A 14826-nucleotide genomic window follows, 5' to 3' on the forward strand; every position below is an offset into this window, starting at 1 on the left:
CATTCCGCCAGTGCGACAAAGGTTTATTTTTTTGAGAAATTGACCTAATTTAATTTCACTTCCGTAAATTTCAATTTTCATTAAAAACCTCTTTGCGGTGTAATTAAATGATAAAGTTTAGGATTTGATTGTGATGTTATAACAATTCGCATCTTATCAGCAGTGAATGATAGCTTTATCTCATCATCAAAACTTTGAATAGCATCTTTTAAAAATTTTGAATTCAACGCTAATTTAAGCTCGCTATCATTATAGCTAAATTTTTGCGTTTTAATCTCGGCATTAGCTATCTCATCACGTGTGGATGATATTGTTAAAATATCGTCATTAATATGTAATCTAATTTTATTATAATTTTCTGAAATAATAACCGATGCCTTGTTTAATAAACTATTTAGCTCCTTTTTAGTAATGATCAATTCATAAGCAAATGATTTCGGAATAATTCTAGATACGTCAATATAAACTTGGTCAACGACTTTTGATTCGATCACTGTTCCGTCTAACTCAAATAATATTTTTTGATCTGAAATATTCAAAATAACATCACCACTATAATCAAAATTCAAAACATCTTTTAAATTCTTAGCAAGTATTGATATATTAAAATTAACATCATCAGCAATTTCAGCAATTTCTTCGGCATAACGGTATTTGTCAGTTGCAACTAATTTAAACTGGTTATTTTGAGCAGATATATTGATACAACATAAAATAATATTTGTTTCAAGTGTCGAAGCTGAAACAGAAACATTTTTTACCATATTTTTCAGTTTTTGTCAACTAATTTTAACTTGGTCACCATAAACAGAAAAATCAATAACTGGATATTCAAAAAGATTATATAAATTTATTGAAAAACGTTCGTTTTCAGTGATTAATTCAAGAGTATTTTCCTTTGATTTCAAAATAATATCGTTATCTAATTTTTTGACTATGTTTCTAAACAATGAAAGATCAACAAGAATTTTGCCAGGAAGAATAATTTCAGCATCAAGCGATACATTTATGTCGTGTTTAATGCTGATTGATCCGTTTGATCCAATTAATGTAATTTTATTTCCTTCAGCACTAAGTAATATGCCTTTTAATTCTGGCATAAAAGGATTGGCATCTATTGCTTTTGCCACCCTTTCGATAGCAGCATCTAATAAAAGTTTATTAATCTTTAATTCCATGAACTCTTACTCCTTAAATTGTTATATTACTTTTTTTAATGTATTTTGAATTTTTTCAATAGCAGTTTTTATAGCAGAATTACTTTGTAAATTAGCATCAACTCAGTTCAAAGAAGCAATAACAGTAGAGTGTGCTTGATCCCCGACAATCTTACCTATTTCCTTCAAAGTAAAATCAAAATTATGTTTCAATAAATAAATAACTATTTTTCGAGGCATTACAACTTCTTTAACTCTTGTTGGGCTAGATATTTTCTTTTTATCAATGCCATAGTATTTACTTACTGTTTCAATAATTTTTTCAGGGGTTATTGTTTCAGCAGCTTTTGTCACATTTTTAAATATATTTTGAATTGTCCTTAAATCATATGTAAAGAAATCATCACCATCAGCAAATAATTTTATGCGACTTATTGCTCCTTCAAGCGCTCTAATTGATGAAGAAAAGTTTCTTGCTATATATCTAAATGATTCCTCTTCTCATAAATCAGGGTTTACATCATTCTCTTTAAGTTTAAATTTCAAAATGCTAATAACATCCTCAACACTTAAATCATTAATTTCAGTTATTAGACCGCCCTCAAATCTTGTCAGGAATCTTTGCTCAAAGCCACCAAGTTGGTTCGGTTGCTTATCAGCACAAAAAATAATTTGATTTTTTTGTGTCTTCATTGTGTTAATAATATTAAATAAAACATTTAAGGTGCTTTCTTTATTACCGTATTGTTGGACATCATCAAACATCAAACAATCATAAGAAGTCAGTTCGTCAACAATTTTATTAATTTGCTCTTGATTTCTTGATTTAAGTTGTTCCACTAACTTTCGGGTTAGATTATCCGGATTGATGTATAAACATGTTTTATTTTTCTTCTTAAATTCATTGGCAATAGCATGTAATAAATGTGTCTTGCCTAACCCGCTACTCGAATAAATGAACAAGGGATTAAAACTATCGTTATATTCATTACAAATTTGTTTAACCGCCTTAAAAGTTATCTTGTTAAAGTTGCCAATAAAATAATTGCTAAACGTTAAATCATTTTTAACATTAGTTATCTTTTCAGAATTAATGAACTTATGAGCTTCCTCATTATCAATGATCTTTTTTATTTCATTTATAGATGAAATCAAAACAACTACTAATTTTTTTTCTAGTGTATTAATTACTGCTCGTTGAATAGTTTGAAGATATGTTTGTTTAACATAATCAATAATATATGTTGGTGCTAAAATATAAGCATTATTTTCATCGGTACTAATTAGTTGAAGACGAGAAAAAAAAGTTTCATAAACCATTTCATCGCTAGAGTTATTTTTAAGTTCATTTTGAAGTATTTTATTCTCTACATTTAGATTCAATTGAGCTTCTTGGTATTTCATATAAATATAAATTATATTTTAAATTGATGCAAAACTATTTTTTTTAATTAAACATAATGTATTTACATACATTTTATTAACAGTTCTATTATTATTTTTCTTTCTTAAATTAAGTTGAAAAAAATAATAAAATAAATTATCAACAAATAAAGATACTTAAATGAGTAGTTTGTTAAAAACTTTTATTAGAAGTTAGCTAAAAGACATAAAATAACACTAAAGTAAATTATTAATTAATAATTAATAAAATGCAAGGGGGATTTTTGCTTTTTTGGTAAAATAATATAAGTATTTTTACATAATAAATATTTTTGAAAAGGAGAGAAAAATGAAAAGAACATACCAACCTAAAAAACGTAAACATATTAAGGTGCATGGTTTTATGGCTAGAATGCAAACAAAAAATGGCCGTAAAGTTCTTGCAGCAAGACGTGCAAAGGGAAGACATAAATTAACTGTATCAGATGAAAAATAATTTGATGCTTTTTGTTTTAACTTTAAATTAATAATTTTGCATTATGAATAAAAAAAATACTGTTAAAAAAAATTGAGAATTTCAAAAAATTCTTAATGGACATAATCAAGTCATTTCACGAAATTTAATTGTTTATTTTACTAAGTCGCAATTTTTCAGATGCGGAATTTCAATTCCAAAGCAGTTTGCTAATGCTGTTGAAAGAAATCACTACCGCAATCAGATCAGATCGATTCTAAGAAAAATGGACATAAGTCAAATTAATTACGACACCGTTATAATAGCAAGAAAAAATTTTCTCCATCTCAATTGAGAGGAAAAAAACAAAGCTATTCACAAAATCTATGAAAGGATAACCGATGGCAAAAAGAAGTAGTTCTAAGCACTATGATTCTTTTCGGATTAACCAATCTCCTATTGATAAGCAACCAAAGGCTGTCTGAAAAAAAGTTTGAAAATGAATTAGGGTTGTTCTAATATTCATCATTATTTCTATCGGCCTAGTAGGTTGCGTGCAATCAATTGCAACAAAATCGGGAACTAAAGTTGGTTCAGGACAAGAAATATATACAAAGAACGACTATGTTTCACCAAACATCGCAACACTAAGATGGAATAAAGATCGCAATGAATTCTATGTTCCAAACATCAATACAGAAACCGGTATAGTGGCAAATACTTATCTTGGCCTAGAAGATCACAAACAGATTAATCAGTTAAGAAAACAAGATGCTCAAACCGGTGGACAATATGGTATATATGGTGGTACATCATTTGCATTGCAATTACAAAAGCCAAAAAATGACAATGCCGCTTTATCAAACAAGCCAGATGATTGACAAAATATCTCTAACATCGAAATAAAAAACGAAGATGGGCATAGAGGTGTCATCTATGGTAATGGTTTAAACAACATTTATCTTAATTTTGGTAATAGTAAAGGTGAAGGAAAAACAAAAGCATATACCCCTGTAAGTAAATTAACCGATATTTACCTACCTAACTCAATTGTTTTTGAAACATATGAGAAAAAAGTTAAGGTTCCCGGTTCAAATGAAACAAGAACAGAATTTGTCACTGACTATTCACACGTTAAAGATTTAAACCTCTCAAGAGTTGAATTAACTGGTGTAAATGGTTCAAATGTTTATAACGTTTTTCTAGCGGATATATACACAACATTATTAGCAGAAACATTTAAGATTTGAGTAGACCAAGATAATAATAGATCTGATTTCGCCAAGGCAATCTCTAAAAAATCAGGAAAAAGTATTTCTCAATTAAGAGCGTTAGATAAATATAGTTTAATTAGCGAATGGAACAATTTCATTCTTAGTTATAAAAATTCAATAGGTCCCGCAAAGGGAATTAGCGAAGAAGAAGGTAAAGAATTAAATAAAATCTTTCTTTCGGTTTCATCTGTTATGAAAAACTATGCTTCATTAACCTCTCTAAATGAATCATTATTTAAGGTAAATGATAAAAAAATCGGTAGGGAAATCAGCGTATTTAACTTTTCCTCAATCAATGATGCAGGAAATTATGCTCCTGATGCCTGAAAATTTAAATTAATGGCCTCAGATGCATTTGTACCCAACAAGCCAATAACTACCTATAAAGAGCACTGGGAACAAGGTCCTTTTTATGGCTTCTTTGTATATCCAGTTGCTCAGTTTATGAACTCCATAATTAGACCGTTAGGAACTACTGGATGAAGCGTGGTACTGGCATTGGTTATCACAGTTATTTTTGTTAGAATTATCACTTTCTTCCTTACAACTAAAACAATATTTAGCGCAAGTAAGATGGAAGAATTAAACCAAAAGAAAGCAAAGATTGAAGCTAAATATGATGCTTACAAGGGCGATAAACAAATGAACCAACGTAAGCAAATGGAAATTAGTGAATTATACAAAAAAGAAAAAATTTCACCGCTCTCACAACTTGTCTCATCATTTATAACCCTCCCAATATTAATTGTTGTATTTAGAATAATTTCAACTTCGCCAGAAATTAAACAATCCACATTATATACAATACAGCTTTCAGCTACTTCAATTTATAGAATATTTAAAATTGGTGAGCTCCAATATTTACCAATTGTTGTTCTGTCAATTGCAGTTCAATTAATAGCTCAATTTATGCCTAAAATTCTTAAACTAAAGAAGAAGAAATCACTTCAAGCTGACGCCTATCAACGGGCTGCAATAAAAAAATCAAATAAAAAGGCATTTCTAATTCCGATTATATTTGCTTTTATAGGGATATTTTTTAGTGCTGGTTTGCAAATATACTGAATAATAGGTGGTATATTTACAATTCTTCAACACGTTGCTGTTCATTACATTCAAAAAACAAGATGATATAAAAATAAATTGCAACCTTTCCTATTCAAATAATTTAAATATAAAAATAGCGAGCTTTTTTCAAAAAAGCTCGCTATTTTTATAGTCTATTTTTTTAATTTGTTTCCATGCTTTTCTTTTTTTATTTTTTGATGCAAATCATACATTTTAATAGCAGAAACTATCATACAATATAACGACAAAAAGGGAATAATAAATATTGCAGACAATAAGAAATAAATATGTAGTCTTGCATTATTGTTTTTTTTAGCATATTTCAATCCTAAAATAGATGAACTAACAACGAAAACTATACTAAAAATAAATAAAATTGTTATTACAATATAAACCGGATTAGATGCTCATTTTCCATAATTATTTTCATTGCCATTCAGGTATATAGCCAATAAAATGCTAATAAATGCACACAAAAAAACAATAAAACAAATGCTAGCTCATGACTGCATCTTATACAATTTGCCAACATAATTATTCTCAGATTTATCAATTTGTTCCATAACATAACTCCTAAAGTTATTCTACCTAATCACAATATAATATATAATTTTAATATTAATTTTTATTTTGCTAATCAAAAAATGTAATTCATTTTATAAATAAAGAAGGTATAATGAAACTAAAAGACTATATCTCGATATATTTTCTTAAGACCAAAAAAATTTCACAGAAATACCGCAAAAACGAAACAGTAACACTACAGTTTTTTCAACGTCACAATAATGTAAAATTATGTGGGATAAATGAGGTCATTAAATTGTTGTGTAAAAACACTGATACGTCTAAATACACAATAAGATATCTTGAAGAAGGGTCAATAATACATAATAGAGAAGTCGTACTTGAACTAGAAGGACATTACTATGATTTTGGCATTTGAGAAGGCATTATAGATGGCATTCTTGCCCGTCAAACTTCAATTGCCACAAATGCACACAATGTTATTAAGGCAGCTAATGGAAAAAATGTTGTAAGCATGGCTGATAGATCAGATCATTATATAAACCAGCTAAATGATGCGTATGCTCTTAAAGTTGGTGGAATATATAACCATTCTACTCTTGCATCATCCAATTACGACCTAAAGCATACGTTTGGCAGTATGCCGCATGCCTTAATTCAAATGTTTGAAGGAGATATCGTTAAGGCAATTAAGGCTTACCATAAAACATTTCCAAATGATGACCTTTATGCTCTTGTTGATTTTCATAATGATGTTATTTCAGACTCACTTGCCTGCTTAAAAGAATTTGGCAAAAAACTCAAGGCAGTAAGAATTGACACCTCGAAAGCATTAATTGACAAAATGTTTATTGAGGGAGAAGCAGAATATGGTGTTACCCAAAATCAAGTAAAGAGATTAAGAGAAGCTCTAGATAATAACAATGGAAAACATGTTAAAATAACTGTTTCATCAGGATTTAATGCTAAAAGAATTAAAGAATTTGAGGATGAAAATACACCGGTAGATACATACGGCGTTGGAGCATCATTATTGAAAGTATGAATAAATTTTAGTGCCGACGCAACTAAATTAAATGATAAATATATCGCAAAAGAGGGAAGAGGATATCTAAAAAATAACAAACTTAAAACTTATAGAGGGGAAATTATTTAATGGAAGAAAATCACAAGAAAAAAATAAAAGATAATATCTTTAATTTTATTGGCTACTTAGTTATTTTTCTTTTTTTAGCAATAGGAATTATTTTGTTTTTAGTTGCGTCTCATGTTTTTGGTTCTATAGGCAGGGGAGGAACTATAGCATCATATATCTTTGGCTCAATTTCACTTATTTTATTTATCATAATAATAATAAAAATATTTCTAATTATTGCTTCAGAAAACAAATACGCAAAAAACGCAATTGATGTCAATAAAATATTTGAGGACATAGAGCTAGATGAAGAAGAAAAAAACACCCATAACTTATTTTTAGAAGAATATCATAAAGAAATATCAAGTCTAAACATCTACTTTGGTGCCTTTGTTTTAATTGAACAAAAACATTATAAAAAAGACATTGATATAAATCATCCAAAAGTAAGAATGCTTATTGAACAAATGATTATTGATGGTATAAAAAAATATGGTTTTTTTGACCTATATCTTGTAATTGAGTTTTCAAAGACAATTAATAAAAAATTTATTTGAAAAGGCGACCATAAAAAGTATAAAATCTACTTTGAATATATAAGAAAAATATATCACATTGCCGATGATTACATTTATAACAAATATTTTATTTAAATAAAATTAAAAATTTATAAACAACATTACCTGACCATGATGTTTGGTCAGTTTTTTTATAATTGAGCTATGTTAAAACAAAAAAAGACCCGAATCATATATAACGATTTGAGCCTTGGCTTTTTTTGTAAAATAAAGTAAATTATTGGTTAATTATTTTTATCATAATTTTCAGAAATGGTTATTTCATGTTCCAAATCGGCTACTATTTGGGGGATTAATGATGCGTCGCTAATTTGAGCACCCGACGCGCGATGATGGCCACCACCACCCCACTTAACAGCTACGTTTCTTACGCAGGCACCATTCGATCTAAATTCACATCTAATTTGATTTTCCTTTTCTTGCGTAAAAAATACTCATGCCTTGTTATCATCAATTGAGGAAAGCAAAAAAGGTCGATTTGCTTTTAATGGGTCATAAATCCCAAGTTTCTTCTGATCCTTTAAGGTAAAGTAGAATGATACAACGCCATTTTTTATATTCATATTTTGTTGAACAAAAGCGTTTATTTTAATATCCTCCAATGTTTTTTTGGCCATATTTTCATGTAGTAAATCTTTATTAGCGTTATGAGATCATAATCAAGCAACTAAAAACATTGTCTTATCATCAGTTAGGTTAGTTGTAAGTCTAACTGAATCTGTATAAATTCCTAAATATAAATATGTTGCTGCTTGTGCATTAACTTTTCAATTTAATCCATATGCAATTTCGGCCACCTGTTGTGCCGCCGCAGGAGAGTACTTATCAACTCAAACCAACGAAGCATTTAAGTCGTCATCATTAGGATGATGATCAATTCTAATAACATCATCAAACAGATTATTATCTAAATATTCACGGCACTCTAATCTTTCTTTAAAATTAGCATCAACAATAATAGCTAACGAATTTTCAAGTTTCTTAAATTCCAATTTATCCATTGAAAAATCAAGGTATGAATAAATTCCTTTGGAATCACCGATAGTATAAACATTTTTATTAGGAAAATTTTCTTGAATTAAATGCTTCATACCAAATTGTGAACCTAAACAATCACCGTCAGGTCTTATATGATGAAAGATTACAATATTTTGGTATTTTTTAATTTTATCTTCAATTTTTTTAAATATTTCTAATCTTTCAGAACTAATTTTGATCATTTTTTAAAACCTCAGCCTTTAAGTCCTCAATTAGAGATTTCATTTCACGTCTAGAATGACATGTTGCTCCAGCAGCAACTTCATGGCCACCGCCAGGTTGGTATTTTTCACAAATGTGATTAATTCATATACCGTTTGATCTAACTCTAGCTCTAATATTGCCGTCGGGAAGATCGATAAATAATACTCAAATTTTGCAATCTCCGATGTTTGCTAAAATGCCAACATCATTAGCTTCATTATCATTTAAATTAAATTTTTCCTGAATCTTCTTAGTTACATGAAAATATAAAACCTTTCCATCACTCTTATAATTTAATAAAACATATGCAGAAAATCTAACTTTTCTTTCATCCCTTTTAGCAAGATCAAAATTAACATCTCATACTCTAAAATTATTGCCTTCATGTAAATAAGACATAACATCAAATGTTCTTTTTTGAACATATTCATATTGAAATCTTCCAGAATCTGTATTAATACCTAAATAAGTATATTTTGCTGCCTTATCAGTAACTTTTCAGTTGGACATCATCGAAATATAAGCAACTTGCTCAGCTGCAGCTGCAAATGTTGGATCTTCCCACGTATAGTCATATTCAATATCTGGATTAACAGGATGATGGTCAATTCTTAATAAATGAGTAAAGTTTTTATCAAGAATGTATTGCGCAAATTGAATCCTATTTGATGAGTTAGCATCAACAACAATGCCTAATGAGTTTTTGAAATTTTCTTTTGGTACATCCTCAAATTTATCAAAATCTCATTCAAAGAATGGAAATGCACCAATATTATCACCAAAAACGAACACTTTTTTTTCTGGGTAATTAGTTTTTATCAATTCTCTCAAACCAAACTGTGAACCCAAACAATCACCGTCAGGTCTTATATGATGAAATATAAAAATATTATCATGAGATTCAATTGCTTGTTTAGCAATTTCTCAAGTATTCTTTGCCATTTTTTCTCCTAGTAATTAAAAATTAATTATTTAAAAATTTAATTGATTATTTTATTTATTATTAAATTATAAAACATAATAAAAATAATCAACTATTTTATGGTAACTAAACAATTATCAAGGTTTAGCCTTATTTAACTAGGTTGCCATGTTGATAAAAAAATAAATAAATTTAAAACGTAAAAAAATCTAAATTCTAATATTGCTATTTGAATCTAATATCTTTTTAGTCAACATTTATTCATACTATTTTATAAAATTAATTCTTTTTATATGCCCTAATAACTGAATGATTAGAATTCAAAAATTCATAGTCATATTTTTCATCTTCTAATAGATTTGAAATAGCAAATTGAAGGGTTTTGGTGCCATTACCAACAATAATATCTACATATTCCATAAATTCATTTTGATCTAAAGTAAATAAGGCGTTCAAAACATTAATAGATGCTTCATCACTAGTTAAACCGTGTAAATCAATCTCTAATGAATATAGATTCATATTTTAATACTCCTTTTGACAATTTGGACAAAGGTAAGTTCCACGCCCGTTGACCTTAATTTTTATAGTTTTATTTTGGCATTTTAGACATGACTTTATTCTATCGCTGTGAATCATTAAATAATCTTGATAAGAACCTATCTCGTTATTAAAACTTTCATAGGTATGAATAGTTGTTCCCCCTAGTTTGTAGCTCTTATCCATAATAACCTGGCCTTTTTCTAATATCTCTTTAAGTTTAGCTAATGGGATATTTTTTGATTTACTCAAGGGGTGTATAGCGCATGCAAACAAAGCCTCATCAATATAAATGTTCCCAAAACCTGCAACATATGATTGATCCAGCAACTTAGTTTTAATAGAGCTTTCACTACCCTTCAATTTCTCAAAAAGTTCCTCGATGTTAGTATCTTTAGGTTCGAGTGCCACTTTTGATAAAGGTAATTTTTTTTCATAAGTTTCACTATCGCGCAAATAAAATGTGCCAAACATTCGGCTATCAAGATAATGGAGCTCGCTATTATCTTCAAATACAAATTTAGCAACTAAATGTTTATGGTTCTCATGTGGTTTTTGATAATAACGATATTTTCCTTCCATTCTTAAATGAGATAACAAAATTAAGTTGGTTTCGAATTGAAAAATAATATGCTTACCTTTATTTTTGACTTGAGTTATCTCATGCCCCCGTAAATTATTCTTATATGTTGAAGGCGAACACTCCTTAAAAAGATGCGGTTTAATAATTTCTAGGTCCTTAATTTTTTTATACAAAATGACCTCATTTAGGTTTTTAACAACCACTTTTACTTCTGGTAATTCAGGCATATTACTATTATATACTTTTAGATAACATAATGTAATATAATAAAAGTATGACAAACAAATATAAAAAATTATTTATATCAACAACTGATACCGTTTTAGGGATCGGCGGCGCTGTTAACGATGAAACTAAAGATTTAATTTATGAAATAAAAGGCAGAGATAGAAATAAAAAACTAATTATTTTAGTATCCTCTATCCACCAGGCACGAATGTTTAAACAATGAAATCCGCAAGCTGAGCAATATGCTAAAAAATATTGACCAGGCGCAACAACGTTAATTGTTAATGACCAAGGTTTTAGAATGCCAAACCATCCCTTGCTACTCGAATATCTTGAAAAAAATGGGCCAGTATATATGTCGAGTTGCAATATATCAAATGGTCCAGTATGCAAAAATATTGAAAATGCAAAAATTCTTTTTCCTGAAATAACAAATGTTTATAACTTTGGAGAAATGAGTCAAAAGCCTAGCCAAATAATTAGAGTTGAAGACGGTTTAATTTTAAGGGAGTAAATTTTATGGACAAAATTGTAAAGATAACTAGTGATCACGCTGGACATGAAGCAAAGATTCAGCTCGCTAGCGAGTTAAAAAAAGAAGGATACAAAGTAGAACTTTTTGGTTCAACAAGTTCATTATTGCCAGTCTCGTATACTGATGTTGGAATAGAATTTGCAAAGGAAACAAAAAGAGATCTTAATAAAGAGAATACAAAACTTATTGCTTTTTGCGGCTCAGGAATTGGAATATCTATGGCTTTAAATCGGTTTAAAGATATAAGATGTGCTAGAGTTACAAATGAAGAAGAAGCGAGATTATCAAAAGCCCATAATAATTCAAATATCTTGTGTATGGGAGGAAGATTATTAAAAGATAACGAAATTCTAAACATGTTTCATGCATGAGAAAATGCAGAATTTGAAGGCGGAAGACATCTTATTAGAATTAGTAAACTAGGCGAACTTGGCCAGGATGAATAATTTAAATGTATAAAATGCACAAATCAGGACTAAAGTTAGCCCTGATTTTTAATCTTATTTTATCGACCGGGCAACATAAATTAACAAAAAATATTAATTTTTTTTAAAAAACAAAACGCATACTAAAAAAAGTATTACAATAATTTAATTTATCAAAATTTAAATGGGGTTTAAGAATGAAAAAAATAGAACTTAAAGAAAAAATAAATTATATTTCTAAATATGTTGATGATTTCAATGAATTGCATAGTACAGATATAAAAATTATTATCAAAGGGTCTGCTGTTTTAAAGTTAAATGAACTTATTAAACGCAATCCCAATGACATTGATATTTGTTTTTTTAACAATGAAAATTTAGAAACAAAAAGAGAATTTATTAGATATATTACAAAAATTGGAGACTTCAAGCTGCTAAGAGAAGATGATAACCTTATAACAATTGAAAATTTTGAATTTGGAAAGGTTGAATTTATTCTTTTTGAATATCTTCATGTTGATTGATTAAACAAAATTGATAACAACCTTTACTTTGTAAATTCTGATTTTATGATTATTGGAAAAATCTTAATGCTTACATATGTTATGTCATCGTATTATCCACACAATGATAAGATGGAAAAAATCATTGCAACAATAAGCGATTTAAATCACCTTGATAATCTAACCTCATTTCTAGATAACTTCAAATTAAACAATTATAAAACCCTAATCATGAACCTTATCAATAATTCAACTCTTATTTTTATCTACTATAAATATAAGGAATTTTTATGATGGAAAAATGAATATGAAGTCTTCGAAATTCAAGATCCCGGCTTGTTGCAAACTTTTAATAAGGTAAAACATATATTCAAACAAATAAATAATGATAAAGAAATTAGTGACTATATAAACTTCAATAGCAAAATAATAGAAAGCTTTTATTTAAATTTTTTTACTGAATACCAAGAATTTGACGCAACAAAGGATTTTAGCAAATTAAAAAGCACAAATATGATTTTTAAGACAGATTGCTCTGGCCAAGATAGCAATAGAAGTTCTTACTCAATAAATAACTTTAATTTTGTCGAACAAAATCAAAATAGTAAAATTAATTCTTTTATACTAAACTGGTTTATTAACAATTACCAAATTAAAAATAATAAAAAGGTAAATAATGAATATATTTTTAATTTAAAAATCTCTAATGATAGCAAGTGAGAAAATCAAGGCATTTTAGTAAATTCAGATAACCAAAATAACATTAAAACTAAAAAGATTTTGTCTATACTTAGCAAATATAGCATTCCCTATAAAATTTCCTTAAGTAAAGAATGAGCCGCAACCTGCAAGCAAGAAAATGAAATCGTTGATTTTATCATTAGCATTCCAGGGGATTTAGAAACTGATATAAATGTTAAAATTAACATCATAAACATTGTTCATATGATTCAAATAATTTATGTTTTATATAAGGAACTAAACAATGATTAATAAAACAAAATATGCCAGTTCTTTAATTATTTCAATGATTGGATCTGAGGCCTTTAAACTTGGGACAGCAATTTATATCTATAAGTTCACAAGTAGTTTTTGGCTTGTTTCTCTTTTATATTTACTAATTCAAATACCGGTCTTTATTTCATATCTACTAAATAAAAAAATTGCTTCAAAATTAAAACTAAAAAATATACTTATAGCAACTGACTTTATTAGCGTGGGTGTGCTAATGGTCATATTAATTAGCTCTTTTTTCTTCATAAAAAATAATTCACTCCAGGCTTTTTCAATATTTTTATTAATAACTAACATTATATTAAATATCATACACTCATTTAGATTCATAGCCCTTAAGTCAGTTTTATATTATTTATCAAATAACAATAAAGATATAAAAACTTACAACGTTTTAACGACTATCGCTACTGCGCTAGCTTTTCTATTGGCATCAGTGTTTTCATTTGTATTATTTACTAAATTGCCTTTCTGATCATTAATTGTTATGAATATGATAACTTATTTAGCATCGGGGATTTTATACTTCATATTAAAGTTAAATAAGGAGCCATTACAAACAACACCAACTATTAAAAATAATGTAGACAATTTACAACTTGAACACAACAAAAATTACAACATATGAAAATGAGTTTATACTATTGCATGTAGTCTAATTGTTGGAATATTTCTTTTTCCACGAACAGCGGGAATGTCTCAATTTTTTAAAGCTATTTCATTTAATGCAGAAGAATGATCATTTATATTAAATATTATATTCGGATCTTTTGGCCTGATTGGAAGCCTAATTTCTTTAGTGATAAGAAATAAAGATATCAAACTAAGATGAATTTTATTAGCTATGAATATTGTAATTCTAATAGTTATTCCTATTTTATTTATATCAATTAGTAATTACATTAAAAACATAATTTATTTAGTAATAATAGGTATGCAACAACTATTTTTCTCACTATTTATTGCCATTTTTTACACAAATACATATTTGCTTTTTAAAGAAGACAAATTTAAAAAAAATACAATATGAACATTAATTTTTAAAGTTATTTCATCGTCTTTAATTATTTTATTATTAACTCTAATAACATATCAAATCAACTATTTTGTTACGTTTACCGTGTTCACAGCATTAATACTAGTTACAAGTATTGTAATTGCAGTTTCGGAAATATTTTTATCTAAACATAAAAAGAAAGAAATGTTAATTAAAAAGCAACAAGCAAACAAATAAAATACATATAAAAAATATAGTTAAAA

General features: G+C 27.9%; 17 protein-coding genes. 9 read left to right on the forward strand and 8 right to left on the reverse strand.

Going from position 1 to position 14826, the window contains the following annotated elements; translation table 4 throughout:
- The 3 genes from ACWXVJ_RS02280 to dnaA form a co-directional block, all read right to left on the reverse strand.
- On the reverse strand, positions 1 to 81 hold an 81-nt coding region (locus ACWXVJ_RS02280), incomplete at its 3' end, for an RNA-binding S4 domain-containing protein (protein WP_455966438.1).
- On the reverse strand, positions 81 to 1178 hold the full coding sequence (gene dnaN, locus ACWXVJ_RS02285) for a DNA polymerase III subunit beta (RefSeq protein ID WP_455966416.1): 1098 nt from the start codon (positions 1176 to 1178) through the stop codon (positions 81 to 83). The genes ACWXVJ_RS02280 and dnaN, both read right to left, overlap by 1 nt.
- A 21-nt stretch (positions 1179 to 1199) precedes the next feature.
- Positions 1200 to 2561 (reverse strand): chromosomal replication initiator protein DnaA, encoded by a 1362-nt coding sequence (dnaA, locus tag ACWXVJ_RS02290; protein ID WP_455966417.1) that lies wholly within the window; start codon positions 2559 to 2561, stop codon positions 1200 to 1202.
- 328 nt (positions 2562 to 2889) lie between these two features.
- On the opposite strand from dnaA, the gene rpmH reads away from it, so the two are divergent.
- The 3 genes from rpmH to yidC are packed head-to-tail and all read left to right on the forward strand — an operon-like array spanning position 2890 to position 5435.
- A complete protein-coding gene (rpmH, locus tag ACWXVJ_RS02295) occupies positions 2890 to 3036 on the forward strand; it encodes a 50S ribosomal protein L34 (RefSeq protein ID WP_002881399.1) in 147 nt (48 codons plus the stop codon).
- A 43-nt stretch (positions 3037 to 3079) separates the two neighbouring features.
- A complete protein-coding gene (gene rnpA, locus ACWXVJ_RS02300; protein WP_438340585.1) occupies positions 3080 to 3412 on the forward strand; it encodes a ribonuclease P protein component in 333 nt (110 codons plus the stop codon).
- Complete coding sequence (yidC, locus tag ACWXVJ_RS02305; protein ID WP_455966418.1) at positions 3396 to 5435, forward strand: membrane protein insertase YidC; 2040 nt, start codon at positions 3396 to 3398, stop codon at positions 5433 to 5435. The genes rnpA and yidC overlap by 17 nt, the downstream gene beginning before the upstream one ends.
- 53 nt (positions 5436 to 5488) lie before the next feature.
- On the opposite strand, the gene ACWXVJ_RS02310 is transcribed toward yidC, so the two are convergent.
- Positions 5489 to 5899, reverse strand: coding sequence for a hypothetical protein (locus tag ACWXVJ_RS02310; RefSeq protein ID WP_455966419.1), 411 nt, complete (start codon positions 5897 to 5899; stop codon positions 5489 to 5491).
- A 113-nt stretch (positions 5900 to 6012) separates the two neighbouring features.
- Here ACWXVJ_RS02310 and ACWXVJ_RS02315 point away from each other — a divergent pair, with 113 nt between their 5' ends.
- Both ACWXVJ_RS02315 and ACWXVJ_RS02320 read left to right on the forward strand, forming a co-directional pair.
- Positions 6013 to 7017 (forward strand): nicotinate phosphoribosyltransferase, encoded by a 1005-nt coding sequence (locus ACWXVJ_RS02315; RefSeq protein WP_438340582.1) that lies wholly within the window; start codon positions 6013 to 6015, stop codon positions 7015 to 7017.
- The gene (locus ACWXVJ_RS02320; protein WP_455966420.1) at positions 7017 to 7649 is read left to right on the forward strand and encodes a hypothetical protein; all 633 of its coding nucleotides are present in this window, start codon (positions 7017 to 7019) and stop codon (positions 7647 to 7649) included. Before ACWXVJ_RS02315 ends, ACWXVJ_RS02320 begins: the two co-directional genes overlap by 1 nt.
- Before the next feature lie 149 nt (positions 7650 to 7798).
- On the opposite strand, the gene ACWXVJ_RS02325 is transcribed toward ACWXVJ_RS02320, so the two are convergent.
- From ACWXVJ_RS02325 to mutM, 4 genes are all read right to left on the reverse strand, one after another.
- Entirely contained in the window at positions 7799 to 8794 is a 996-nt protein-coding gene (locus ACWXVJ_RS02325; RefSeq protein WP_438340580.1) for a DHH family phosphoesterase, read from the reverse strand.
- Complete coding sequence (locus ACWXVJ_RS02330; protein ID WP_455966421.1) at positions 8781 to 9758, reverse strand: DHH family phosphoesterase; 978 nt, start codon at positions 9756 to 9758, stop codon at positions 8781 to 8783. Before ACWXVJ_RS02330 ends, ACWXVJ_RS02325 begins: the two co-directional genes overlap by 14 nt.
- Before the next feature lie 259 nt (positions 9759 to 10017).
- Positions 10018 to 10260 (reverse strand): Smr/MutS family protein, encoded by a 243-nt coding sequence (locus tag ACWXVJ_RS02335; protein WP_438340578.1) that lies wholly within the window; start codon positions 10258 to 10260, stop codon positions 10018 to 10020.
- A 3-nt stretch (positions 10261 to 10263) separates the two neighbouring features.
- Positions 10264 to 11088 (reverse strand): DNA-formamidopyrimidine glycosylase, encoded by an 825-nt coding sequence (gene mutM / locus ACWXVJ_RS02340; protein WP_444704970.1) that lies wholly within the window; start codon positions 11086 to 11088, stop codon positions 10264 to 10266.
- A 47-nt stretch (positions 11089 to 11135) separates the two neighbouring features.
- On the opposite strand from mutM, the gene ACWXVJ_RS02345 reads away from it, so the two are divergent.
- The 4 genes from ACWXVJ_RS02345 to ACWXVJ_RS02360 all read left to right on the forward strand — a co-directional run bounded on the left by ACWXVJ_RS02345 (position 11136) and on the right by ACWXVJ_RS02360 (position 14800).
- Positions 11136 to 11603 carry a Sua5/YciO/YrdC/YwlC family protein gene (locus ACWXVJ_RS02345; RefSeq protein ID WP_438340576.1) on the forward strand — a complete coding sequence of 156 codons (468 nt, stop codon included), beginning with the start codon at positions 11136 to 11138 and terminating at the stop codon, positions 11601 to 11603.
- Positions 11604 to 11608: 5 nt separating this feature from the next.
- A complete protein-coding gene (locus ACWXVJ_RS02350; RefSeq protein WP_455966422.1) occupies positions 11609 to 12070 on the forward strand; it encodes an RpiB/LacA/LacB family sugar-phosphate isomerase in 462 nt (153 codons plus the stop codon).
- Positions 12071 to 12246: 176 nt separating this feature from the next.
- On the forward strand, positions 12247 to 13545 hold the full coding sequence (locus ACWXVJ_RS02355) for a hypothetical protein (RefSeq protein WP_455966423.1): 1299 nt from the start codon (positions 12247 to 12249) through the stop codon (positions 13543 to 13545).
- Complete coding sequence (locus ACWXVJ_RS02360) at positions 13538 to 14800, forward strand: hypothetical protein (protein WP_455966424.1); 1263 nt, start codon at positions 13538 to 13540, stop codon at positions 14798 to 14800. Before ACWXVJ_RS02355 ends, ACWXVJ_RS02360 begins: the two co-directional genes overlap by 8 nt.
- The last annotated feature ends 26 nt before the right edge of the window (positions 14801 to 14826 follow it).

The organism is Mycoplasma sp. 773, from assembly GCF_053851515.1.